We start from the raw sequence: 582 nt of genomic DNA on the forward strand, positions 1-582 counted from the left end.
GGCCAACTATCGGAACAGCAAAGTCAATATAAGGTGGAAATTGCAAATTTAGAACAGATGATTATAGATTTAAAGGAAAAAGAGTCTTACCATCAACAAGAAATCGATCAGTTAAATCAAACGATTAGCGATGCATCCCAACAAGAAATTMAATATAAAAYAGAGATTGAAAATTTAGAGAAATCGATGATYGAACTTACTGAAAAGGAAGSGCAGCAGAAACAAGTTATCGAAAACTTTAAACTTGAAATTGAAAATTATACYCAAATGATTGGCCACCTATCCGAACAGGAAAGTCAATTTAAGRTGGASATTGCTAATTTAGAACAGATGATTTCCGATCTAAAGGAAAAAGAGTCCTACCATCAACARGAAATCGCGCAGTTAAATCAAACGATTGCTCTTGCTTCAAAGCAAGAAAATAAATRTAAAGCGGAGATTGAAAATTTAGAGACATCCATGATCGAACTTTCCGAAAAGGAAAATCATCATATACAAGTTATCGAAAACTTTAAACATGACGTTGAAAATTATACTCAAACGATCGACCGCCTATCCGAACAGGAAAGTCAATATAAAGTG

At 33.3% G+C, this 582-nt stretch carries 1 protein-coding gene; it reads left to right on the forward strand.

Annotated elements, in window-relative coordinates; genetic code table 11:
• Positions 1–582: hypothetical protein (locus AC1DVB_RS27870; RefSeq protein ID WP_477592094.1), on the forward strand; the 582-nt coding region annotated here is incomplete at both ends.

The sequence above is a fragment of the Peribacillus sp. P4_D6 genome, assembly GCF_056401795.1.